This is a genomic window from Clostridium sp. D33t1_170424_F3, from assembly GCF_015667585.1.
GTDB lineage: Bacteria > Bacillota > Clostridia > Oscillospirales > Acutalibacteraceae > Anaeromassilibacillus.
Genome location: NZ_JADPEG010000011.1, coordinates 69,009 through 90,473 on the forward strand (window position 1 = coordinate 69,009; position 21,465 = coordinate 90,473).

Annotated in this window: 35 protein-coding genes; all 35 read left to right on the top strand. The window is 56.6% G+C overall.

Annotation, left to right across the window (positions count from 1 at the left end; all coding sequences use genetic code 11):
* The first annotated feature begins 148 nt into the window (after window positions 1-148).
* The 35 genes from I4V53_RS08910 to I4V53_RS09080 all read left to right on the top strand — a co-directional run bounded on the left by I4V53_RS08910 (window position 149) and on the right by I4V53_RS09080 (window position 21,446).
* Entirely contained in the window at window positions 149-481 is a 333-nt protein-coding gene (locus I4V53_RS08910; protein WP_195985345.1) for a hypothetical protein, read from the top strand.
* Window positions 482-490: 9 nt separating this feature from the next.
* Complete coding sequence (locus I4V53_RS08915) at window positions 491-700, top strand: hypothetical protein (protein ID WP_195985346.1); 210 nt, start codon at window positions 491-493, stop codon at window positions 698-700.
* Window positions 697-1,272: a hypothetical protein gene (locus I4V53_RS08920; RefSeq protein ID WP_195985347.1), complete on the top strand. Its 576-nt coding sequence runs from the start codon at window positions 697-699 to the stop codon at window positions 1,270-1,272. The genes I4V53_RS08915 and I4V53_RS08920 overlap by 4 nt, the downstream gene beginning before the upstream one ends.
* Window positions 1,269-1,694 carry a hypothetical protein gene (locus I4V53_RS08925; protein WP_195985348.1) on the top strand — a complete coding sequence of 142 codons (426 nt, stop codon included), beginning with the start codon at window positions 1,269-1,271 and terminating at the stop codon, window positions 1,692-1,694. Before I4V53_RS08920 ends, I4V53_RS08925 begins: the two co-directional genes overlap by 4 nt.
* Window positions 1,684-2,106, top strand: a complete 423-nt coding sequence (locus tag I4V53_RS08930; RefSeq protein WP_195985349.1) for a DUF3850 domain-containing protein — start codon at window positions 1,684-1,686, stop codon at window positions 2,104-2,106. Before I4V53_RS08925 ends, I4V53_RS08930 begins: the two co-directional genes overlap by 11 nt.
* 92 nt (window positions 2,107-2,198) lie before the next feature.
* Window positions 2,199-2,558, top strand: a complete 360-nt coding sequence (locus I4V53_RS08935; protein WP_195985350.1) for a single-stranded DNA-binding protein — start codon at window positions 2,199-2,201, stop codon at window positions 2,556-2,558.
* On the top strand, window positions 2,551-2,739 hold the full coding sequence (locus tag I4V53_RS08940; protein ID WP_195985351.1) for a hypothetical protein: 189 nt from the start codon (window positions 2,551-2,553) through the stop codon (window positions 2,737-2,739). Before I4V53_RS08935 ends, I4V53_RS08940 begins: the two co-directional genes overlap by 8 nt.
* A gap of 15 nt (window positions 2,740-2,754) precedes the next feature.
* On the top strand, window positions 2,755-3,000 hold the full coding sequence (locus I4V53_RS08945) for a hypothetical protein (protein WP_195985352.1): 246 nt from the start codon (window positions 2,755-2,757) through the stop codon (window positions 2,998-3,000).
* Window positions 2,997-3,524 (top strand): Holliday junction resolvase RecU, encoded by a 528-nt coding sequence (locus tag I4V53_RS08950; RefSeq protein ID WP_195985353.1) that lies wholly within the window; start codon window positions 2,997-2,999, stop codon window positions 3,522-3,524. Before I4V53_RS08945 ends, I4V53_RS08950 begins: the two co-directional genes overlap by 4 nt.
* Window positions 3,521-3,928: a hypothetical protein gene (locus tag I4V53_RS08955; protein WP_195985354.1), complete on the top strand. Its 408-nt coding sequence runs from the start codon at window positions 3,521-3,523 to the stop codon at window positions 3,926-3,928. Before I4V53_RS08950 ends, I4V53_RS08955 begins: the two co-directional genes overlap by 4 nt.
* Window positions 3,921-4,331: a hypothetical protein gene (locus I4V53_RS08960; protein WP_195985355.1), complete on the top strand. Its 411-nt coding sequence runs from the start codon at window positions 3,921-3,923 to the stop codon at window positions 4,329-4,331. Before I4V53_RS08955 ends, I4V53_RS08960 begins: the two co-directional genes overlap by 8 nt.
* Entirely contained in the window at window positions 4,321-4,704 is a 384-nt protein-coding gene (locus tag I4V53_RS08965) for a hypothetical protein (protein WP_195985356.1), read from the top strand. Before I4V53_RS08960 ends, I4V53_RS08965 begins: the two co-directional genes overlap by 11 nt.
* Window positions 4,694-4,981 (top strand): hypothetical protein, encoded by a 288-nt coding sequence (locus tag I4V53_RS08970; protein WP_195985357.1) that lies wholly within the window; start codon window positions 4,694-4,696, stop codon window positions 4,979-4,981. The genes I4V53_RS08965 and I4V53_RS08970 overlap by 11 nt, the downstream gene beginning before the upstream one ends.
* Window positions 4,974-5,351: a DUF551 domain-containing protein gene (locus I4V53_RS08975; RefSeq protein WP_195985358.1), complete on the top strand. Its 378-nt coding sequence runs from the start codon at window positions 4,974-4,976 to the stop codon at window positions 5,349-5,351. The genes I4V53_RS08970 and I4V53_RS08975 overlap by 8 nt, the downstream gene beginning before the upstream one ends.
* Entirely contained in the window at window positions 5,348-5,899 is a 552-nt protein-coding gene (locus tag I4V53_RS08980) for a type II toxin-antitoxin system PemK/MazF family toxin (RefSeq protein WP_195985359.1), read from the top strand. Before I4V53_RS08975 ends, I4V53_RS08980 begins: the two co-directional genes overlap by 4 nt.
* 84 nt (window positions 5,900-5,983) lie before the next feature.
* On the top strand, window positions 5,984-6,613 hold the full coding sequence (locus I4V53_RS08985) for a hypothetical protein (RefSeq protein ID WP_195985360.1): 630 nt from the start codon (window positions 5,984-5,986) through the stop codon (window positions 6,611-6,613).
* 170 nt (window positions 6,614-6,783) lie between these two features.
* On the top strand, window positions 6,784-7,371 hold the full coding sequence (locus I4V53_RS08990; protein WP_195985361.1) for a ParB N-terminal domain-containing protein: 588 nt from the start codon (window positions 6,784-6,786) through the stop codon (window positions 7,369-7,371).
* Window positions 7,372-7,941, top strand: coding sequence for a ParB N-terminal domain-containing protein (locus I4V53_RS08995; RefSeq protein WP_195985362.1), 570 nt, complete (start codon window positions 7,372-7,374; stop codon window positions 7,939-7,941).
* Between the two features lies 1 nt (window position 7,942).
* Window positions 7,943-8,968, top strand: coding sequence for a radical SAM family protein (locus I4V53_RS09000; protein WP_195985363.1), 1,026 nt, complete (start codon window positions 7,943-7,945; stop codon window positions 8,966-8,968).
* Window positions 8,958-9,788, top strand: a complete 831-nt coding sequence (locus tag I4V53_RS09005) for a pyridoxal-phosphate dependent enzyme (protein ID WP_195985364.1) — start codon at window positions 8,958-8,960, stop codon at window positions 9,786-9,788. The genes I4V53_RS09000 and I4V53_RS09005 overlap by 11 nt, the downstream gene beginning before the upstream one ends.
* Window positions 9,789-9,803: 15 nt before the next feature.
* On the top strand, window positions 9,804-10,322 hold the full coding sequence (locus tag I4V53_RS09010; RefSeq protein ID WP_195985365.1) for a hypothetical protein: 519 nt from the start codon (window positions 9,804-9,806) through the stop codon (window positions 10,320-10,322).
* Window positions 10,323-10,438: 116 nt separating this feature from the next.
* Window positions 10,439-11,713: a terminase B gene (locus I4V53_RS09015; RefSeq protein ID WP_286167092.1), complete on the top strand. Its 1,275-nt coding sequence runs from the start codon at window positions 10,439-10,441 to the stop codon at window positions 11,711-11,713.
* Entirely contained in the window at window positions 11,710-13,278 is a 1,569-nt protein-coding gene (locus tag I4V53_RS09020; RefSeq protein WP_195985367.1) for a phage portal protein, read from the top strand. Before I4V53_RS09015 ends, I4V53_RS09020 begins: the two co-directional genes overlap by 4 nt.
* Complete coding sequence (locus I4V53_RS09025) at window positions 13,278-14,237, top strand: phage minor head protein (RefSeq protein WP_195985368.1); 960 nt, start codon at window positions 13,278-13,280, stop codon at window positions 14,235-14,237. Before I4V53_RS09020 ends, I4V53_RS09025 begins: the two co-directional genes overlap by 1 nt.
* A 94-nt stretch (window positions 14,238-14,331) precedes the next feature.
* Window positions 14,332-14,622 (top strand): hypothetical protein, encoded by a 291-nt coding sequence (locus tag I4V53_RS09030; protein ID WP_195985369.1) that lies wholly within the window; start codon window positions 14,332-14,334, stop codon window positions 14,620-14,622.
* Window positions 14,623-14,803: 181 nt separating this feature from the next.
* Window positions 14,804-16,174, top strand: a complete 1,371-nt coding sequence (locus tag I4V53_RS09035; protein ID WP_195985370.1) for an XkdF-like putative serine protease domain-containing protein — start codon at window positions 14,804-14,806, stop codon at window positions 16,172-16,174.
* Window positions 16,175-16,198: 24 nt separating this feature from the next.
* The gene (locus I4V53_RS09040; protein ID WP_195985371.1) at window positions 16,199-17,137 is read left to right on the top strand and encodes a hypothetical protein; all 939 of its coding nucleotides are present in this window, start codon (window positions 16,199-16,201) and stop codon (window positions 17,135-17,137) included.
* 15 nt (window positions 17,138-17,152) lie between these two features.
* A complete protein-coding gene (locus I4V53_RS09045) occupies window positions 17,153-17,530 on the top strand; it encodes an SAP domain-containing protein (RefSeq protein WP_195985372.1) in 378 nt (125 codons plus the stop codon).
* Window positions 17,531-17,544: 14 nt separating this feature from the next.
* Window positions 17,545-17,940, top strand: a complete 396-nt coding sequence (gene yqbG, locus I4V53_RS09050) for a protein YqbG (RefSeq protein WP_195985373.1) — start codon at window positions 17,545-17,547, stop codon at window positions 17,938-17,940.
* Between the two features lie 14 nt (window positions 17,941-17,954).
* A complete protein-coding gene (locus I4V53_RS09055; RefSeq protein WP_195985374.1) occupies window positions 17,955-18,320 on the top strand; it encodes a DUF3599 family protein in 366 nt (121 codons plus the stop codon).
* Window positions 18,320-18,847: an HK97 gp10 family phage protein gene (locus I4V53_RS09060; RefSeq protein ID WP_195985375.1), complete on the top strand. Its 528-nt coding sequence runs from the start codon at window positions 18,320-18,322 to the stop codon at window positions 18,845-18,847. Before I4V53_RS09055 ends, I4V53_RS09060 begins: the two co-directional genes overlap by 1 nt.
* Window positions 18,848-18,887: 40 nt before the next feature.
* Window positions 18,888-19,385, top strand: a complete 498-nt coding sequence (locus tag I4V53_RS09065; protein WP_195985376.1) for a hypothetical protein — start codon at window positions 18,888-18,890, stop codon at window positions 19,383-19,385.
* Window positions 19,382-19,642 carry a YqzN/YkzM domain-containing protein gene (locus I4V53_RS09070; RefSeq protein WP_195985377.1) on the top strand — a complete coding sequence of 87 codons (261 nt, stop codon included), beginning with the start codon at window positions 19,382-19,384 and terminating at the stop codon, window positions 19,640-19,642. The genes I4V53_RS09065 and I4V53_RS09070 overlap by 4 nt, the downstream gene beginning before the upstream one ends.
* A complete protein-coding gene (locus tag I4V53_RS09075) occupies window positions 19,642-21,003 on the top strand; it encodes a phage tail sheath subtilisin-like domain-containing protein (protein WP_195985378.1) in 1,362 nt (453 codons plus the stop codon). Before I4V53_RS09070 ends, I4V53_RS09075 begins: the two co-directional genes overlap by 1 nt.
* 14 nt (window positions 21,004-21,017) lie before the next feature.
* Entirely contained in the window at window positions 21,018-21,446 is a 429-nt protein-coding gene (locus I4V53_RS09080; RefSeq protein WP_195985379.1) for a phage tail tube protein, read from the top strand.
* The last annotated feature ends 19 nt before the right edge of the window (window positions 21,447-21,465 follow it).

The window sequence follows — 21,465 nt, forward strand, 5'->3', positions numbered from 1 at the left end:
GACGCATATCGACAAGCACGGTTACGGTAGAAGCTGGGAGCCCGCAGGCCGCCATAGAGGCCGCCTATGATATTCTCAATGAATATTGGGACGACAGCTCCACGCCGGACACTTTCGAGGCAACACCTATAAACGGAGGAGAAAACAGATGGAAAAAAACACCGCAGAGTTGCTAAAGCTCGTTCAGGAAAACCCGGAGCTGCCTATCGTCCCGATGGTGGACAGTGAAATCGTTGCGGACGACGGCTATAACCGCTGGCTGGGCTCTTGGGGCAGCAGCTATATCGGATTTTATCTCGTTGGAGAGGAAAAAGTGCATTTCCGCGAGGACGATGATTTTGAGGAAATAGAAAATGCCCTAACGGACGGGGCTATTAACTACGAGGAGTTTGAGGCTATGACAGACGCCGAGGCGGAGGCCGCATACGCCTCCCTCCCGTGGATTAAGGCCATTATCGTCAACATCGACCTACCGGAATAGGGGGACGCCATGTACTTCATCAACGAAAAACCCGGCGATGCGGCGGAAAAGCGAGGCTATGCCATATACCCGGACGATTTTCCAATGCTTGCGGCCACAAAATCGGACTTTTTTGCTTGGAAAACCGGCGAGGACGTACACGTTGAGACAACGCTCATGGGTAAAGCTCTTTTCAAAAAGCTACGGGCATTCGAGCTCGGAAACGGAGGCGGCGCATGAAAACCGAACAGACGCTTGCGCTCGAACGCCTTATATGGCGAGCGACACACAATCAGGGGACTTTCGGCTGCTTTGAGGTTACGATAGGTTGGTTTGGTTCCGAGCGCGTGGACTACATGACCTACAACACAAAAGGCGAGTTCCGCTGCTACGAGATAAAGGTCACAAAATCGGACTTCCACAGCAAGGCGGCCAACACATTCATCGGACATTTCAACTATTATGTCATGCCACCGGAGCTTTACGCAGAGGTAAAGAACGAAATACCGGCCCACATTGGCGTCTACACCGGCGAAACCTGCGTGAAGAAAGCGCGACGGCAGGAGCTCGGAGCCGATATTCATACCCTCAAGGACAGCATGATACGCTCCCTTTGCCGTGAGGTGCAAAAGCAAATTGCCAGCGGCAGACCGACGCTCATTGAGCAATATAAGCGGGAGGTTGCGGAGGCCAAACGTAACGAAAAGTTTTGGTATAGCCAGTATCAAAGCGTCATGCTGACCATCGTTGACCGCTATGGAGAAAATTGGGACGCCGGACCCATACCGGCGAGAGAGGAGGACACAGTATGAGCCTATACAACCCGGCCGCCGACCCGGCCGTAATAAACGGCATACAGGAGGCTTACGGCCTGAAAATAGGAGACGTTGTTGAATACACCAACCCGGACGGCGCAGTATTCGGCCCTCACGTTGTTGTTGGGTTCGTTCAGAACCCGGACCCGGATTTCTTGCCGGATAACACGGTTTATATCGACAGCGATTCTCCGTGGTACCCGGTAAAGCCGGAGAACCTCAAGAAAATAGGAGACTTTTCAGGAGGGGACCATTACGGAGGGGCAGCAGAGAAGCAAAGAAACGCCCCTAAATATCCAAAACGCGGCAAAAACTGCGAATACACCGAGGATTGCATGTGGGGTTCGGACGGTTGGTGCGACAGGCCGCGCGGAAATAATTGCGAAATGCAAGAGGAGGAGCCCGAAAGTGCTACATGATTGCAAAATATTACCGGAGCACTTCAACAACGTGCTCGAGGGGCTCAAGAGCTTTGAAATCCGCAACGACGACCGCAACCCTCCTTACAGGCCCGGAGATGAGCTTATGCTGCGGGAATGGAGCGACGGGGCATACACCGGCCGTTGGCTGCGCGCAGACGTCCCTCTTGTTTTGCGAGGAGAATATTGCAGGCCGGGTTACTGCACCATGAGCATTCACCTTAAATCGGCTGGCGGATTACGCCTCACGCGCTTTCAGGCCCTTAAAATGGCCGCCACACCGGAAGATATTGCCATTATCCTGAATGCCAATGAGCGCCGGTTTTGCCCGCACGCATACGACCGAAAGCAGGACGATTGCGACAAGGCTTGTGGAGCCTGCATTGTGGGCTGGCTCGATGAGCTTGTTTGAGCTATTTTTTTACCACGAAAAGCCTCGTTTCGGAACATTCACGGGACGGAAAAGCCCGGAAAGGAACAAAAGCAATTCAGGAGGTGCGAGTTATGAACAGTGTAAAATTGTCCGGCCGCCTCACGGCCGACCCGGAGCTGAAGCACACCACAGAAAACATACCGGTATGCACGTTTCTCCTCGCCGTTGACCGTCCAACAAAGCACCGGCAGAAAAAGGACGACGCGACGCAGCGGCAAGAGGCAGATTTCCCCACATGCGTCGCGTGGCGAAAAGACGCCGAGTTCGTCGCCAAGTATCTCACCAAAGGCCGGAAAATCATTGTAGAGGGCGCGGTACGCACCCGGAATTACGACGACGCCGACGGCAAGACCCGCAAGGTCACGGAGATACAGGTGGAGAGCATTGAGTTCGCGGACAGCAAGCCGCAGGGAGGAACCGTTAATGAATGAGAGCCAGTTTTCACAGTGGATATACGAGAATTACACCATCGGGGATAACCCTATGGCGCGGGAGCTCCTCGAGAATGTCCTCGAATACGCCGAGGGCATGGAGCCGGAGGAGCAGTACAACTACCTTTGCCGCATGATACCGCAGGTCCCGGAGGCGGTTATCAGAACGGTCAGCTACTAAAATGGAGGGAACGCAATGAGAAAGAACAGCAAAATGACGCCCGATGAGCGCGAGCTGCACGCCGAGGCCGTGCGCCTGCGGAAAATGACCGATTTCCAGCTCGTCAACGCATTCCGGGCGGCCAACGGCCAGACGCCGGAGCAGGACACGCGGCTCGAGCAGCTTATCGAGGGGCTCTCCACCGGAGAGGTCAAGGGCATTAAGGGCGGGACCGTCTATAAAATCGAGGCATACGCGCGGGAACGCGGTTTTATTCGATGATGGGACCGGCGAAAAACCCACGAAACGTACTGCAAGGAGCCCGCAACCGCGCGGCCGGGCTCCAATTCGAGGCCCTCATAGAGGCGGCTTGCGAACACTATCGTCTGCATGACCTCGCGGAGATAGAAAAGACGCCGGAGCCCATGCAGCCCATCAAGGACCTCGGAGGCGGGAAGTTCGTCGCGCACTACGCCAAAAAGGCGCAGCCGGATTTCAAAGGGACGCTCTCGGGCGGCCGGGCTGTCGCCTTTGAGGCCAAGCACACGGAAACCGGCCGCATGTTGCAGAGCGCGGTCAACGACGAACAGGAGAAGCGGCTCAACCGGCACGAGAAAATGGGCGCGCTATGTTTCGTCCTCGTTTCGTTTGACTTCCGCCTTTTCTACCGCGTACCGTGGGACATCTGGCGGAACATGAAGCAGCATTACGGCCACAAGTACATTACGCCGGAGGAGGTCGCGCCCTATCGCCTGCGGTACATAAACGGCGTACTCGATTTTTTGAGAGAGGAGCAGCAGACATGACAACACTGAATTATAGCGAGGAAAACAAGCGTACCATCACCGAGGCGGAAAATCGCCGGGGATATACCTATTACGAGTTCACGGAGGAGGCTATCAAGAACATAGCGGCCAAAGAGGTTGTGAGCGTCGAGGACGGAGAGTGGCGGAGCCTCCTGCAAATGCTCTACCCCGATAAGCTCATTTGCTCCGGCCTCTTTGAGGCGTTCCTTGTCTTTGAAATTAAGAACGGCCGCAGGAAAGACCCGCCGCAGGAACATTGGAATAGCCTTGTTAGGCCCGGCAGCGACGGTATTCTGCTGGAACGGTTTATCGCTACCCTTGAGGAGCACGGTATCGCGGTACATGAGAGCTGGCGCGCGGTTCTCCAAAAGGCGGCGCAGAAACGAGGGGCTCGGAATGGATAGCCTCCCCGACAAGGTAAAGCGGATAGACGTTCTCCGCGTCGAGTATGGAAAGAAAAAGCTATGTCAATGTTACGACCCGCACTATGAGATAGATTACCAAAACCGGCTCGTATACTGCGTGGATTGTGGAGCCATCGTAGACCCATTCGAGGCGCTCATGGGGATAGCAAAGAGCTATGACCGCATAAGCAGGCAAATTGAGGCGCTCCTTGAACAGCGCCGGGAGATTGCGAGCTACAAGCCACACCTCGTCGTCATAAAGGACCTCGAAAGGCGATACCGCGCGCAAAACTTTTCTATGGTGCCTTGTTGCCCGCGCTGCGGGGAGCCGTTTGACCTTTCGGAGCTCACGCTTTGGTCCAGCCGGGTATTTTTGAAAAAGGAGGAGCCTGATGATAAGTAAAGGGGTTGAGGAGTTCCTCGACTACATACGGGAGGCGGAGCAGCTCTACCGCATTTCCGTCGCCAATGAGCAGGAGGCCAGCGACGCCACACAGGATATTTTGCACTCCATTGAGCTCGAGGAGCACGATTATCACGGCAGCGCCCGGCTCGCCCGGAAACTCAAGGAGGTCCGGCAGGCCCGGCGCGCGGCCAAAGACCTGATGGCGCAGGCACTACCGGTTGTTGAATGGGCCGAGGCCAACCGGCAGACCATCAAGGCGCTCGAGAGGCTTTTGGGAGAGGTGCGAAAGGCGGAGAAAAACACCGAAAACAGGATTTACACCCCGAAAACTACGGCGTTGGACGGAAAGTGGCGCGGAAATGCAGGATAACGAAAAATTCACGCTCGCCGCGCTCGCCGAGGGCGCGCAGCACCTCGCAGAGGCAATGGGGGCCGCAGGCCTCATAGCCGACGAGGCGGCCAGCAACATTCAGGCGGCGCTCAAAGCAATGCAGGAGGCGGAACGGGAGAGCGAACCGCGCGAGGGCTTTCCCCGCCCGCCCCGCTCCCTGCTTTTAAGCAGACCGGCCCCGCCACGGACCATCAGGCCCACGGCCCGCGCCCACCTCAAGCAGCATGACAGAAAGCGAGGAATACAAGATGTTTAGATACCAAAAAGGATATATATTTGAGGGGCATACATTCGTCGTAGAGAAGTCCGACATACACAACGCCAGAGAGGAACAATTCGTAGAAGCGACCGCGTTACTTCCAGATTGTTGGATAAGCGTTGAGGAGCAGCTACCGGAAGTTCCGGTTAACAGGATATACGGCGGCACTGGTTGCGTCGGTTGCCTTGTTGTTGTAGAAGCCAATGGGCCAACGGTTCTGTTTATGGAGTACGAGCGCGCGACAATACGAGGAAAAGTCGCCTACCGCTGGAAATGGAGAGACAGGATTTCAACATGGAAAGTAACGCACTGGCAGTATCTACCGGAGCCGCCAGTGAAAAGAGAACAGGAGGACGACGAACAATGAGTGATTTTTACAGAGGAGAGCTCTACTATGTTGAGCCATATCAGACCACCGGCAGCGAGCAGCGAGCCGGACGCCCGGCCATCATCGTTTCAAACGACATGAACAACAATTACAGTGGCACCGTCGAGGTGGTTTACCTCACCACACAGCCAAAGAACGACCTCCCTACGCATGTCACAATCAGGAGCACCGGACGCCTCTCTACGGCCCTTTGCGAACAGATAACCTCCGTTTCAAAGGACCGGCTCGGAGAGCGTATTTGCGAGCTCACGAGCGACGAGTTGCGGCAGATTGATATTGCGCTCTCCGTTTCTCTCGCCATCATGGACATCGAGCCGCCCGCCGAGAAACCGCCGGAGCCGGAGAAAGAGCCCTCTCCTACGAATACGCCGTTACCCGCGCCGACCCCAGCGCCAGTACAGCCGAGTACATGCCCCGATGAAGTACAGCACGCGGCGTACATAAAAGTGTCTGCGGAACGGGACATCTACAAGCAACTTTACGAGAGCCTACTCGCGCGGGCCTTACCAGCCGCCGCAGGCAAATAGTTAGGCTCAAGGGAGAGCCGCGCATATGCGAAAGGGGAGCTCCTCGCTCCCCTCCCATTTGAGAAAAACAGGAGGTGGAGCAATTTGAACACAGAGGAGATTATCAAAAAGACGGCCGAGGCGACGCTCGCGGCCGCCGTGCCGTATTTTGAGCGAATGCTCAAGCAGGCCAGCGAGGCCGCAGCAAAGGCCGGAGCCCGGACCGGGGCAAAATCCGCCATCGACACCATCGAGAAAGAGCGGAAAAAGCTCATGCGGGAATGGTACGACCGCAGGCTGCGAAATACCAAGCTGCTGCTTCAAAATTATCGGCCGCTGATGGAGCACTACGAGAGCGCCATATACGACGCCGCGACACTGGACGAGGAGGACATCACCGCCGCCGAGGTGTTCGAGCTTATGACGCAGTACGTCTATGACAACGACCTTTATGTGGAAAGCATAAAAAAATCGGCCGCCCGCACACACATCATCATGGAGCACCTCAACAAAATGCTCGGCGTCTACGAGGTCTATTGTATGAAGTCACAGCGGGAGGATTACAAAAGGCACTGGCGCGTTATCAGCGCCCTTTACCTTGCCGAAGAACCGACCACAGCGGCCAAGATTGCGGAGGACGAGAAAATCGACAAACGCACGGTGTATAAGGATATTGACACGGCTTGCGAGGTTCTCACCGCCCTTATTTTCGGCGTCGATGGAGTGAGGCGATAGGCCGAAAGCGTCAGGGCACTTTTTGGGCATTGACAGGGCACAACGGCCCATGTTATCATTATCGTGTAAAATATCGTATTGTAACGAGATACCCGTCCCGGAAACCCGGAGACGGGTATTTTTTTACCCGAAAATGACGCGATACGGAGCAGAAAGGAGAATAAAGCGACGTGAAAATAATCAGAATGAAAGTCTCGGACCTTTGCCCGGCTGATTACAACCCGCGAAAGGACTTGCAGCCCGGCGACCCGGAGTACGAGGACCTCGACCGCTCTATCGAGGAGTTCGGCCTCGTTCTCCCGCCCATTTTCAACGTCCGCCTCGGCCGCCTCGTCGGAGGACACCAGCGGCTCAAGCCCTACACGGCCAAAGGCGCGACGGAAGTAGACACTGTTATTGTTGACCTGTCGGAGGAGGACGAGAAAATCCTCAACATTGCCCTGAACAAAATCAACGGGCGGTGGGACTATGAGAAGCTCGGCGAGCTGCTCGCGGAGATACAGGCGGCCGGAGGGCTTGAAAACACCGGGTTCAAGGACTGGGAGGTCGAGGCCCTCAACGTGGACTACGGGCATATCGACGACCTCCTCGAGGAGGATTTTTCGGACACCGGAAAGCACGAGAGCGAAAACTTTACCATGACGTTCACCCTGCCCGCCGAGGTTCGGGAGGCCGTGGATTACTACGTCGCAAGCCATGAGAACGGAAAGACGGAGCTCTCGACGGCCATCATCAACAAGGTCAAGGGGGTACTGTAATTGGAAATCATCAGAAAGCGCATAGCCGACATGAACCGCGCGTCCTATAACCCGCGCGCGGAGCTCCGGCCGGGCGACGAGGAGTACGAAGCCCTCGCCCGCAGCATTGGCAATTACGGCGTCGTCCAGCCGGTCGTATGGAACCGGAGGACCAACAACGTCGTAGGCGGCCATCAGCAGCTCACCGTGCTCGAAAATCAGGGAGAGGACGAGGCGGACGTCTCTGTGGTAGACCTCGACGAGCTCAAGGAGAAAGAGCTCAATGTGGCATTGAATAAAATCAGCGGCGCATGGGACGACGCAAAGCTATCGACCCTACTCACGGAGCTTGGCGGCCGGGCTACCGAAACCGGGTTCACACTCCCGGAGATTGAGGCGCTGCAAAGCGATTTGGAGGACCTCATCGACGACGCATTCATCGACGAGGAGCTCGCCCGGCTCGAGGAGACGTTCAACCTCTCTCTCAAGTTCAGCGCGCAGGATAAGGCGGACCTCAAGGCATACGTCAAGGAATACGGGAAAGAGGAGCTCGTGAAGTTCATCATCGAGATAGTGAAAGGAGAGATTTAACGTGGGGTGCAGATGTGGAAGTCAGGTAATTTTATGCAACCTGCCCGTCAGGTTCGACACATACAAGGGCTGCTCGCATGGCTGCCGGTACTGCTTTGTGCAGAAAAAGCACGACATCAGCAAAATAAGCCGTGATGAAACGGTCGAGGGGCTCAAGAGCTTCATCGAGGGCAAGCGCGGCATTGAGACGGCTTGGTGCGACTGGCCTATACCCATTCATTGGGGCGGCATGAGCGACCCGTTCCAGCCCTGCGAGAAGCAGACGCGAGCCTCCTACGAATGCTTGCAGCTTTTGGCCGAGACGAAATACCCGTTTGTGGTATCGACGAAAGGCCGCCTTGTGGTAGACCCGGAGTATTTGGAGCTACTCGCCCGCTGCAACTGCGTCGTACAGGTGAGCATGGTTTGCAGCAAGTACGACAAACTCGAGCCCGGCTGCCCGAGCTACGAGGAGCGGCTCAAGATTGTCGAGACGCTGGCCGGAAAGGTGCAGCGCGTCATTGTTCGCATTCAGCCTTATATGCCGGAGGTTTTCAAGGACGTGCTGGATAACATTCCGCGCATTGCGGCCACCGGAGCGCACGGTATCGTGGTTGAGGGCATGAAGTTCTTTAAGGGAAAGCCCGGCATGGTAAAGGTCGGCGGCGACCATTGCTACCCCATCAAGGTACTGCGCCGGGACTTTGAAGCAATCAGAGCGGAGGCGCACCGCTGCGGGCTCGCTTTCTACTGCGGAGAGAACCGGCTACGGACGATGGGAGACAGTATGACGTGCTGCGGCACCGACGGCCTCCCCGGATTTCAGCCGAACGAATACAACCTCTGCATGTTGCTCAATGGCAAGAACCCCGAACCCACAGAGCGCATGAAGCAGGTCGGCACCGGCGGCTGCTTCAAGACGCTCAATCAGAGCGCCGGGAGCGGGCGCAGGATTGCAAAACAGTCTTTTTACGGGCTCATGCAGGCGGAGCTCGCACAAAAGGCTGAATATCATAAAAAGGTGTTTGGCCTATCAGATGATGAATAGGTTGACGCCGGTGCAGGTCGTGGACGGCCTGCATATCAAGCGCGACGACCTTTACGCCCCATTTGGAGCCGGAGAGGTAAATGGAGGAAAGCTCCGACAGTGCATGATGTTGGTTGAAAGCCTCAACGGGGCCTACGACGGCCTTTTGAGCTATTGCAGCATACATTCCCCACAAGCGCCAATTACGGCCGCAGCAGCCCGCGCTTACGGCCTCCCTTGCCGTATTTTATACGGAGGAGCCCGGCCGGAGAACATATCCGCCCTCCCCATGCCCCGCCTCGCCATGCGGTACGGCGCGAAAATCAGTATAGCAGCCCGCAGCGGCCGCCATGCCATATTGCACGCCAAAGCGAGAGAGCTCGCGGAGCATGAGAACAGCTTTATCGTTCAGTACGGGATAAACCTCGTCGGGCATGGAGACGTTCTTTTGGAGGCCGTCTCCGCGCAGGTTGAGAATATCCCGGACGAGATTGAAAACCTCGTTATGACATGCGGCAGCGGTATCACCTCCTCCGGCGTGCTGATAGGGCTCCACCGGTTCGGGAAAAAGGTCAAGAACGTCCACCTCGTCGCCACAGCGCCGGACCGGCGAGCATTTATCCACGACATCATCAGCCAGTACGGAGCAGACAGGGAGTTCCAGTATCACGACCTTTTTCACCGGCCCGGCTTTTCCTATGAGAAGCCTGCGCGGGCCTCTTGGGGCGGTATACGGCTCCACCCGCACTATGAAGCAAAGACGATGTTGTGGTTCCGAGGCAGCGCCCTCGACCCGGAAAAGACGCTATTCTGGATTGTAGGCGCGGAGCCATCACACTAAAAGGAGAGGAGGCAAGTGTCGAATAAAGACAAAAACGCCCTTTGGGAACGTCAACCCGGCGAGAGCGCAAAGGCTTATGAAGCATTTGCCTCCTACCGAGATTTTGGAGCCGAGCGCAGTATACAAAAGGTTAGCCAAGCGTTATCTAAAAGCCTAACACTCATAAAACGATGGAGCAGCGAGTGGAATTGGGTAGAGCGTTCCCGCGCATGGGACAATGAGCTCGCCCAGCAGGCAAAGGCGGCGGCCGTGAAGCGCGTGCGAGATATGACCGGCCGCCATATCAATATTGCCATGCAGCTCCAAAAGAAAGCCCTCGAGGCGCTCGCCGCTCTCGACCTTGAGGAAATGTCTCCAAAGGATATTAAGGAGTTCATCAAAGCTGCAACAGAGCTCGAGCGCGCCAACCGGCTCGCAGAAGCAGAGCTCGACAGAGACGGCCACAGCACCGGCGACGGCGGCGGGCCCCGCTCCCTTGCCGACGCCATCATGGAGGCGTATGCACGGCGAAAGGAGGAGGACGGCCAGTGTTGACCCCGGAGGCAGTTTTATATTACGCAGAACACCCCGTACATTTTGTCGAGGACATAATCCGCGCGCGACCGGACGCCGAGCAGGCGAAAATCCTGCAATCCGTGGCGGATAACCCTATGACGAGCATACGCTCCGGCCACGGCGTCGGAAAGAGCGCCGTCGAGGCTTGGACGGTTATATGGTTTATGGCTACGCGCCCGTTCCCGAAAATCCCATGCACCGCGCCGACACAGCACCAGCTATTCGACATCTTGTGGGCCGAGGTCAGCAAGTGGCTCCGCAATAACCCGGCGCTCGAGCGCGAGTTCGTTTGGACCAAAGAGAAGCTATACCTCAAGGGCTACCCGGAGGAATGGTTCGCCGTCGCTCGGACGGCTACCAAGCCGGACGCCCTGCAAGGCTTTCACGCGGACAATGTGCTCTATATCATAGACGAGGCCAGCGGCGTAAAGGACAACATTTTCGAGCCGGTTCTCGGCGCGCTATCGACGCCGGGCGCGCGGCTACTCATGTGCGGCAACCCGACACAGCTCTCCGGGTTCTTTTACGACAGCCATCACCGCAACAGAGGCAGCTATTCCACGTTTCACATCGACGCCCGCAACTCTCCCCGCGTCTCGCAGGATTTCGTCAATACCATCGTCACCATGTACGGCGAGGACAGCGACGTATTCCGCGTGCGCGTGGCCGGGGAGTTTCCAAAGGCGGAGGACGACGTATTTATCCCACTTTCGCTCGTCGAAAACTCGATTATGACGGAGTTTTCGGAGAGGAAAACACCGGATATTATTCATATCGGCTGCGACGTTGCCCGGTTTGGCGACGATAAGACGGTAATCGGCTATAAGGTCGATGAGCGCGTCACGTTCTACAAGAAGCGGCGCGGGCAGGACCTTATGAAAACGGCCGACGACATCATCGAGCTCGGCGAGGAGCTCGTCAGGCGCTATCGCTTCACCCGAAAAATACCGGTGAAAATAGACGACGGCGGCCTCGGCGGCGGCGTCACCGACCGGCTGCGCCAAATAAAGCGAAATAACCCGGAGCGGTTTTGGTGGTTGGAGATTTTCCCTGTTAAGTTCGGCGTTCGCATAAAGCACATGCATTACTATGACAGCACCACATATATGATGGGCGTCGTCAAAAAGCTGCTCATGCCTCACGACGAGGACGGCGGCGAAAAGCCGGTAGAGCTCATACTGCCGGACGACAACGACCTCGTGGCGCAACTTTCTACCCGAAAATACAGTATGACGGAGAACAGCAAAATCAGAATTGAGAGTAAAGACGTAGTAAAGAAAGCCGGACGCCCCTCACCGGACGAGGCCGACTGTGTATTGCTGCTTTGTCTGCCTGTCAAAATCAAGAGCGAAAGGAGAGATAAGAATTGAGCGATAAAAAGGAGCTACCCGGCGTCGCTTGCCGCGTTGTAAAGGCGCGGGGCCCGGCCCCGGTGCAAAAGGCCGAGACGCCGACACAGCTATCCGTTCAGGCCAGCCAAAGCGCCTCTGAATGGGTTAGCCCGCCTGTTCCACTTTCGGGCCTCAAGGTTATGGTATCGCACTCCTCTATCCTCCCGCAGTGCATACGGGCCTACAAGAACAATATCGCGGGGTTTGGCATTGCGGTCCGATACAAGGAGGATTACCCGGAGGAAACGCCGGAGATGAAAACCGAGTTTTCGAGGGCGGAGGATATTATAGACCTCCTCAATATGGATATGGACACTAAAGAAGTGTTTGAGGACATCATCGAGGCGCGGGAAACCTATGGTATTTCATATCTTGAGGTGGTCCGCAACGGTGCGGGAGAGGTCACGAGCATTGAGTTTATCAAAGACGCCCCGACGGTCCAAAAGACAATGCCGCTTGAGCCATACGTTGACACCGAATATTTTTTCAAGGGCCGCGTTGAGAAACGGTCGAAAAAGTTTTGCAAGTATAAGCAGGAGGTCGGTGGAAAGGTCGTCTATTTCAAGGAGATTGGCGACCCGCGCGTGATGGATAAGAGCACCGGCGCATACGTCCCGACTGGCGTTGGCCTCGAGCTGGACCAACAGGCGAACGAAATACTCGAGTTCGCCATCGGAACGGACGTCTATGGAGAGGTCCGCTGGGCCGGACAGATACTCGGCGTAGACGGCAGCCGCAAGGCCGAGGGCCTAAACAACAATTATTTCGAGAACGGCAGACACACGCCGCTCCTCATCATGATTAAGGGTGGCACCCTTACCGAGGAGAGCTTTACCAAGCTGCAAGAGTACATGGACGGCATTAAAGGCGAGGCCGGGCAGCACGCATTTATGATACTTGAGGCGGAAAATGCCGATAACCGCACCGACTTTACCGACGATAAGCAGCCGGAAATCGAAATCCACGACCTCGCCTCTATCTTACAGAAAGACGAGCTTTTCCAAGAGTATCTCGACAACAACCGGAGGCGTGTACAATCGGCGTTTCAACTGCCCGACCTTTATGTTGGGTATACGACAGACTTCAACCGCGCCACGGCGCAGACGGCAATGGAAGTCACCGAAAAGCAGGTATTCCAGCCAGAGCGCCGGAGCCTTTCGTGGGCCATCAACAACAAGCTCCTTAACGGTTATCAGTTCAAGTACGTAGAGGCGTATTTCCTCGAGCCGGACATCACCAACCCGGACGACCTCGCAAAGCTCTTGAACATCACCGAGCGCGCAGGCGGCCTCACACCGAATAAGGCCAAAGAAATTACCTACGAGGTTATGGGAGACAGCGCGGAGCCGTATGATGGCGAATGGGGCGACGTTCCGCTCGCCTATTCCAAGACACAGCAGACCGCTCCCGGCTTTCCCGATATTGGCGCGCAGCTTGAGGCGCAGATTAAAAAGGCCGCAGCGGACGACAGCACCGCCGTCGTAGCTGTGATGAAAGAGGTTCGCTCCCTGCTTCTCCAAATGCGGGAGGGAGGGAAAGCGTAATGTTCGATTGCGAAAAGCTGATAAAGGCTATTGACGCATACGTTCAGAAAGCCGACGACGGCCTCGAGGAGGTTCTCGACGAGGCGGGATACACAGACCCCTCCGGCGCTGTTTCAGAGGCTTCACGGCTTGAGGAGCGCGTCACAGAGGCGCTCAAGGACGAAACCGACTTTATCCTCGACAAAGCGGACGGCGCACTCGACCTCGAGGCGTTTGCAGCGGAGGTTTGGCCGGGCGTCCAGCTCGACGACGAGCTCGCGGAGAAGCTATACCTCGTCTTTGCGGAGGAGTTTACCGCCTATATGCCGGACCTCGTATCACAGTATCTCGCCGCTACGGAGCCGGACCTCATCGTGGAGCAGATTACCAAGCGCACAACGGCGTGGATAGACGATTGGAGCCGCGAGCTGGCGAACCTGATGAAACTAACATCTCACACCGAGATTGACACCATACTGAAAAAGGGGCTCGAGGACGGACAAAGCATTCAGGAGTTCACACAGGCCATCATGGACAGTGGAATACGAGACGAATACTACCGGGCGCGCCGCGTCTCCATTACGGAGGTGCTGCGCGCTCATTCTTATGCCCGCGAGGAGGCGCTCGTTCAGAGCCCGGCTGTGGAGAGCAAAGAGTGGGTTCACACCGGCTCACACAAAAACGACCCACGCCCCGGACACGTCGCATTGAGCGGCACTGTGGTCCCAAAAAACGAGACGTTCGAGCTGCAAGGCGCAGACGGCAGCACATACCACCCGATGTTTCCGAGGGATAGCAGCCTCCCGGCCAGCGAGAGCGTCAACTGCCATTGCATACACCGGGGAATTGTCTCCGAGCGCGTGCTCGGCCTCTCCCTCGATGAGCGCCGCAAGCTGCAAGCGCAGGCAATCGCAGACGACGACGGCGCGTGGGAGGCGGAGCTCGACGCCCAAAACAAGGCCAAAGCTGGCATTGAATAGCCGGATATAGATTTACACTGGCGAGCTCAAAAAACGCCGCAGAGAGGCACGCAGGCCCTCTCTCGTGGCTGCTCGTGGTTTAGGAGGGAAAGACATGCAGAAAAGCGTCAAGGAGAAATGGCAAAAGCGCGTTCTTACGGACGAGCGAAAGGACTATGCCAAATGCAAACGTAGGGTTTACCGCGTGTTTGCGGACCCAGCAGAAACGGACGTATCAGACCGAGAGCTTATGGAGGCATTCAATGCGCTTGACAATCGAAAATGTGACGAGGTTACGGTCTGGTTCTATCGCAGCCAAGAGGAGGTCCAGCAGGGCCTCGCCTACACCGTCGCCATGATTGAGCGGACCGGCCGCCGCGCGGCCCCGGCCCTTATACGCAGGTAAAAAGCGGCTTATCCGGCCGCTTTTTATATTTCCATTCCCTTGAGATTGGAGGTGTTGGTTATGAGACGTTTTAGCTACATGACGTTTATCGGCCGCACGGAGGATTGAAAGGAGGTGGTCCAAATATCTCGCAGGGCGCGGCGATATGCGCCCACAAGCGGAAAGGAGGTGAAACCGCAGCATGGGAAAGGTTCAAAAAGCAATCGAAATCAGCGAAGCAAAAATCCAGTTCGTCAGTCTCGTTGACAAGGCCGCAAACAAGCGCCAGTTCCTCATCACGAAAGCCGAGAACGGCCGCGCGCAGTTTTCCACCTATGGGAAATTGCTCAAGGTAGACGACGCCACGCATTACATTACCGGGATTGTGTATGAGCCTCTCGTCGAGGACGCGCACGGCAATTTTATGACCGAGGCGGAAATCCGCAAGGCGGCGTATTGGTATGCGAAAAACGGCGACGAGGTAGATATTCAGCACAGTTTTGACGCCGTAGACGGCGTGACCGTCGTGGAAAACTATGTAGCTCCTTGCGACATGGAAATCGAGGGCGAGCCAGTCGTAAAGGGTACATGGGTTATGACCGTCGAGGTCAACAATGCGGAGGTATGGAGCGCCGTTCAGAAAGGCGAAATCACCGGCCTATCTATGGGCGGCGTCGGGAAATACAGCGAGGAGGACGTCGAGTTGGATAATATCAGCAAACAAGCGGCTCCGGCCGCACCGGCAGCCACGCCGGACAAGGTTGAAAAACAGAGCCTACTCCACAGGCTCGCAAAGGCATTGGGGCTCGACCCCATCGAAAAGGGCGAGGTCCTCGACAAGTACAACGAAAGCACCCGCTCATCGGCGTTTTGGAACGCCATGTGGGCGCTCGAGGACGTGCTCTACCGCTACGATTGGAGCGGTGACCGCTATGTGTTCACCAGCGACCACGACACCATTACGGAGGCTCTTTCTGACTTCTCTATCATCGTGACAAACATTCTCGCGGGAGAACCGGAGGCCATCGTTAAGGCTGTCGCCCTGCCCGTCACAAAGGCGGGAAAAAAGATGTCGAGCGCGAACAAGAAAAAGCTCGACGATATTTGCCAAGCTCTCTCCGACTTCAAAACTGCGTTTGACGAGGACGAGGAGAGCGACACCATCGAAAAGGAGGAAAACACCGATATGAACAATCCTGAAATCACCGCCCTCGTTGAGGAGACGGTAAAGAAATCGCTTGAGGCGGCAGGCATTGTCGCCAAAGAAGCAGACCCCGCAACCGCAGCTCCGGCCGCAGCGCCCGCGCAGCAGCCCGCAGAGCCGGAGGCCGCCCCGGACATTGAGACCACCGTAGAAAAGGCCGTACAAAAGGCTCTTGTCGCGTGCGGCCTTATTGAGGAGGAACCCGCCGCAGAGGAGCCCGTCACAAAGGCCACCCTCGAGGAGGTTGTCTCTGAAACCGTGAACAAGGCGCTCGAGCCGCTGCTCAAGGCGCGCGGCATTGCGAGCAACCTGAACGACACAAAACCCATCGAGAAGTCCGGCCCGCACTATCTGGCCGGTATTCTCTAATCAGAAAAAGGAGGATATTTTATCATGCCTAACAACGCAAATATCATCAGAAAGGCCAATGAGACGCTCACCACCACTGGCGTCACTTCCGGCCTGCTGAACCCGGAACAGGCGCAGCGGTTCATGCAGCAGACTTTTGAGGCAACCCCTCTCTCCGCCCTCGTCCGCCACGAAATGCGCCGGGCCAAGAGCGGCGAAATCGACAAAATCGGTATCGCCTCCCGCATTCTCCGCAAAAAGGTCGAGAACACCGACGACGGCTACCGCGCAAAGCCTAACTTTGGGGCGGTTGAGTATGCTACCACCGCCGTCCGCCTGCCGTGGGAAATCACCGAGGAAACCCTCCGCGAGAATATCGAGGGGCAGGGCCTCGAGGCGACCATTACCAACCTTATGACCCGCCAGATTGGCATTGACCGCGAGGACCTCTGCATTAACGGCGACGCGGAATATGCCACCGAGGACGCCGACAAAGAGTTCCTCACCATCAACAACGGCTGGGTAAAGCAGATTATGGGCGACGGCCATGTGGTTGACCGCACCTCCGAGAACGCCGGAGCCATGAGCGTTGACGTGTTCTACGATTGCCTGCGCTCCCTGCCGAACAAGTATAACAACGGCGCGCTGCGCTGGCTGATGTCTCCGCACCGCCGTCAGGAATGGGAGCGGTATATCCTCGACAAGGCCATCACCGTCGGAGGTATCATCAGCGACCGGCGCGTGGAGAACCCTGTTTCTATCCCGGCCGTTGAGGTTCCCTCCATGCCCGACGACAAAATTATCCTCACCAACCCGCAGAACCTCATTGTCGTAAATACCTACGGTGTGATTATCCGCAAGACCACCGAGGGCAAAGAGGCCATTATGCAGGATAAGCGTTTCTACGTCGTGCATTTTGATTTTGACGCTATCATCGAGGAGACGGACGCGACCGCCATCATCACTGGCCTCGCCGCCCTGTAAGGAGGAGAACCCGCTATGATTAAACTGAAACTCAAAAAGGCGCGCTCCTACACCGGCGTTGTGTCTGCGACCAAAGAGAAACCTTATGTCACCGTAAAGGACGAGGCGACGGCCAATGCTGCCGTCGCCTCTGGCTTTTTCGAGGTCGTGGAGCTGAACGCTGCCGAGGAGCAGCCGGAGTTGAACACAACCGGCACCATCACAAAGCTCGGCACAATGACCGTCGCGCAGCTCAAGGAATACGCCAAGACCAATGACATTGACCTTGACGGAGCCTCCAAGAAAGAGGAAATCCTCGAGCGCATTGAGGCGGCGCAGGCCGGAGCCAACGACGACGACCCCGCCAGCCAGTTCACCGGCGGCAGCAATGAGGGCGACGGCGGCTCCGAGTAAAGGAGGCGATTGACATGGCAGAACGGCCGTGGGCGACGCCCGCAGACATCAAAGCATATTCTGATTTTCAGGCCGTCAAAAACCGCACTGATGAAAAGCTGAAAATCGACGTTACCCGCGCGGAGCAGTACATCATCAGCTACACGAACAACCGTTTCGACGACAACACGAAGTACCCGCAAATCCCGGAGGCGGTCAAAACGGCCGTTATCCTCGTAGCGGAGGTTTACGCCTACAACGCCGTGGAGGGAGAACGCAGGCTCAAGAGCGAGACGTTCGACGACTATTCCTATACGCTCTCGGACACCAATGCGCCGAAACTCGACGCGCTGGACCTTGGGCCCCTCCTCGACGACTTTGTTCTCGTGCAGGCGCGGAGCGGCGTCACGATGAAGCTCCGAAAGCTCTAAAGGAGGGAGACGCTATGGCATTTGAAACTCTGCTGGACCACCTTTGCGACATCTATCATATCCAGTGCAGCGATACGTCGCCGGGCTACAACCTGCCCTCCTCACCGTCATTCAGTTACCCGGAACAGCCGGACCTATCCTCTGTCCCCTGCCATTTTGGAGTAACACATTCCACCGTCGCCGTCGTGCAGGCAGACCCGCAGGCGAACCTTGAAGCAAAGCTCAAGCTCGTTCTCCCTACTGGAACCGATGTCCGCCTCAACGACAAAATTGTAGACCGCACCAGCGGCTACGAGTACACCGCCGAAGTCCCGAGGAATATCAGAGGCCACCACGTCACGGTGCTTTTGCGCCGGACCGGCCAACAGGAGCCGCTATAATGGCACGCTCGGACGTTCACATTGATTTCGGCGATTTTGACAGGTTTTTCACCCTGCTACGACAGGCGGCAGGCGGGGACTTCAAAGAGGAGCTCCAACACTTTTTGGAGGGGCTCGGCTACGAGTTTCTCCGCATTTTGGAGGACGAGATAATCCGGCGGAAAGTGGTAGACACCCGCGAATTGCTCGCCAGCTTTCACAAGGGCGACAAAAACAACATTTGGGAAATGGACGAGAGCCGCGTCTCCCTTGAGGTGGGAACGAACCTCGAGTATGCCACCTACGTCAACGATGGACACTGGACCAACAAAAAAGGCGTAGCCGTCCGGTTTGTACCGGGCCGCTGGCAGGGAGACAGGTTCATCTACGAAAAAGGCGCAAACACCGGCATGGTCCTCAAGCAGCAATGGGTAGAGGGCTCCCACTATTGGGAGAGCGCCCTCCGCATACTCGAAAGGGTTTACCCGGAGTTGCTGGCTGAAAAGCTCGAGGAGTGGCTCGAAAAGTATTTCAGTGAGTTTATTTGAGGGAGGTGATGGCTTGCTCGAGCAAGAGATAGCGAGCATTATGCGATTTGTGCTCGATAACGCTGCGGGAGCAGCACCTTATTACGACCGGTTGCCGGAGGGGTTTTTGGTCCCGTCCATCTACTTCCCGGCACCTGAAATTGAGACGAGGGGCGAGACTTTTTCAACCTATTCGCTCGACTACGCATGGTACATCAAGGTATTCCATGTGAACGCGCGCCCGGCACATGAGCTCGCTCTTTCCGTTCTCACCGCCATTAAGGCGGCACGCAATCTTATCCCGCTCATCGACAAAGCCGGAGAACAGACCGGAAAGGGGTTCCGGCTCAAAGACCCGGAGCTCAAGAACCTCGATGGGAAACCGAGCGCGGTCCAGCTCGCTCTCTATTGGAGCAGCCCGCGCCCGTATAATGACCCGGACGCGCAAAAGATGATGGTCTATGACCTCGATATGCACAACAAAAGCGCATACGACGAGGCCGTGGCACAAATCAAAGCTACGCGCGCCGACACCAACAGACAGGAGGTATTTCCATGAGCAACAAATCGAGCACGGAGGCGGCTGGGGCCAGCGAAATCAAGGCAGCCGCAGCGCCGACGCCTCCAAAGTTCACCATTGCGCGGCTCCGCAAGGAATGCTACAAGCTGTTCGGCGTGACTGTCAGTACCTTTGACGGCGCGACGCACGGGCTCGCTGGCACCTTTTCCGTAGCGGAAATGCGCTCAAACATTGAGAAATGGCAAAACAAAGCCATTTCCTCCACGAAAACCGACAAAAAGGAGGTCAATAAATAATGGCAGGCGGAACCTTTGACAAACTTGCCGGAAAGGTCCGGCCGGGGACCTACATCAACTTTGAAAGCACCCGGCAGGACACTCTCGGCATTGGCGAGAGGGGCACTGTTCTCCTCCCGCTCATCGGGCATAGCTACGGCCCGGAAAAGCAGTTCATCACGATTACCAGCGGCAGCCCCGACGCCAACATCGAAAAGCTCGGTTATAGCGTCTATGACGATAATCCGAGTATGCTTCTCATTCGAGAGGCGCTGAAAAACGCGCGCGAGGTTATCCTCTACATTCCGAAGCAGGGAGCGCGCGCGACCGCGAGCAGCGGGACGCTCACCGCGACCGCAGCATACGGCGGCTCTCGCGGAAACGACCTCAAGTTCTCTATTGTCGCAAACCCGTCCAGTGGTTTTGACGTGACCGTTTATCTCGGCGCTGATGTTGTTTCCGAGCACGAGGGCGTCGCAGACGTGGCGGCACTCGCGGCACAGGAGGATGGCTGGATTGAGTTCACCGGCACCGGAGAGCTCGCCGCCGCCGCAGGCGTCAGCCTCGTTGGAGGAACGGACGGCAGCGCGTCCAATTCTGATATTACCACTTTCCTTGATGAGGCCGAGAGCGTCAAGTGGAACACAATGGCGTTCCCTCTTGCGGCAGAAACCGGCTCCGAGGAGGGCGGCGGCAGCAACGTCGCATTGCATGAAGCCGTCAAGACCAAAATTAAGTATCTCCGCGAGGAGGTCGGCAAGTACCGCAAGGCGGTCATTCCCGGTTTTGACGCCGACTATGAGGGGATTATCAACGTCACGAACGCGCCCATTGTAAACGGCGTGGAGCTCACACCCGCGCAGGCTACCGCTTGGATTGCGGGTATCGACGCGGCGGCGCTTAATACCAAGAGCAACACCTACGCAAAGTACAGCGGCGCGACCGGCATTGTTGGAGTGAAAAATCACGCGGCAGCCGTGGCGGCCATCAACAACGGAGAGCTCTTTTTCTCTTACTCGGAGGAGGGGGACGTAGTTGTGGAATACGACATCAATTCCCTTGTGACGTTCGACAAACCCAAAGACGCGACCTACCGGAAGAACCGCGTGCTCCGCGTGTTCGACACTTTCGGAGAGGCGGTCATGCTCAATTTCCCGCCGAACAAGTACGACAATAGCCCGACCGGCTGGGACATCATGGAGGGCATTGGCCGGACGCTGCTCAAGCAGTTCTTTGAGGCCGGGGCCCTCAAGAATGTGGACTACGACAACGATTTCCTCGTTGACCGTGGCGCGAGCACCGGCGACCAAACCTATTTCACCGTCGGGCTCGAACCCGTGGACAGCGCCGAAAAGCTGTTCTTTACCATCAAGACAAGATAGGAGGTAAAAACGATATGGCAACTAACAGGAGACGTATGAGCCTCCGTGAGGGAAAGGTTTTCATCAACGGGAATAAGGTCCTCGACGCGGTTAAGTTCGAGGTCGTGTTTACGCCTGATGTTTCCGAGAGCCGGGCGCTCGGCGAGCGCGGATTGAGCCGTCGCTGGCTCGGCCGCGACGTCACCGGCACCATCACGGAGTACAAATCCACCCCGTGGATTAAGGACGCCATCAAGCAATATGAGAGCACCGGCGCGACGCCGGAGTTCGTCATTCAGGGCATTCAGGACGACGCCAACAGCGACTACTACGAGAGCAACGGCAGCGACGTCGTTACCTGCGAGGGCTGCGTGCTCACCGGCGACCTGCCCCTCATGTCTCTCGACAGCGAGGGCGACCTCGTGCAGGACGAGGTCGAGTTCGGCGCATACGGGATTGTGTAACAACGGCCCCTCGTTCTGA